Genomic DNA, 1,239 nt, shown 5'->3' with positions numbered 1-1,239 from the left:
TACACTGGTACCCATAGACTGGACACTTTGAAAAAAGGCGTTCAGGCTGTGGGTACCTTTTTTGTATACTGGAGTAAGCAATGGAGGGATTACATGAGCAAGAAGCTTTTTAATGATGAAGACCGTGAACATTTATCGAGGAATAAATTCGTGACCAGAATTAGCGATAAAGCGATAACCTATTCGGATGAATTTAAGCAGTTATTCATAGACCAATACATGATGGGTAAAACCCCAAGAGAAATCTTTGAGGCTAATGGATTTGATGTACACGTAATTGGAATGAAACGTGTGGAGCAGTGCGCTGACCGTTGGAAGAAAGCCTATGATCATGCTGGCATTATTGGATTGGCCGACTCCCGCAAAGAAAGCCCTGGGCGTCCTCTAAACCGGGAACTAACGCAGGATGAGGTCATTGCCAAGCAGGAAGCGAGAATAAGGCTCCTTGAGTCCCAGGTAGAACTGTTAAAAAAGCTAGACGCGAAAGAAAGGTTGCTGGTAGCAAAGGGGACAAACGTAAGCAAGAATAAGTTGTTCGAGTTGGTCAAGGAAGCCGTAGATCAAGGCCTGGGGCAAATGACACGCTATCTTTGTGAGTTGCTAAACGTATCCCGCTCTGGGTACTACAGCTATCTGCAAGCCGCAGAGACTCGCTTAGAGCGTTCACGTATGGATGCTGAGGCGGGCGAATGGATAAAGAAAGCTTTTCATCGGAAGGGGTTCAAAAAGGGCTCTCGCTCTATCAAGATGATCCTTGAAAATGAGTTTGGTATCACTTACAACCTGAAGAGAATCCGCAGACTTATGAAGAAATTGAACCTTGTATGCCCACACCGAAAGCCTAACCCTTACAAGCGTATGGCCAAAGCCACGCTCGAACATCGAACCCTTCCTAACAAGCTGCAGAGGGATTTCAAGAAGGGCATTCCGGGGCTTGCTCTGCTTACCGATATCACCTATCTTCCGTACGGCCGCACAGATATGGCCTATTTGTCGACCGTTCTGGATGCTTCGACAGGCGAGATTCTGTCCCACAACCTTTCCAGCCGAATTGAACTGTCTATTGCGACGGAAACGATTGAGACACTGGTCAAACAAAAACGCTTGAACTTGCATAAAGATGCGTTCATTCACTCTGACCAAGGAAGTCATTATACAAGTCCCAGGTACCAGGAGCTATTAAAGCAGAAGGGTTTAGGCCAGTCCATGTCTAGGCGGGGGAACTGCTGGGATAACGCT

Annotated in this window: 1 protein-coding gene; it reads left to right on the top strand. The window is 46.7% G+C overall.

What is annotated here, in order from left to right; genetic code table 11:
* Positions 1–93: 93 nt before the first annotated feature.
* On the top strand, positions 94–1,239 hold a 1,146-nt coding region (locus AC0YOB_RS38260; RefSeq protein WP_475797214.1), incomplete at its 3' end, for an IS3 family transposase.

Source organism: Paenibacillus sp. JT31N17 (assembly GCF_056269255.1).
The sequence above is the reverse complement of the archived record's forward strand: the minus strand, read 5'-3'. Positions and strand labels throughout refer to the sequence as shown.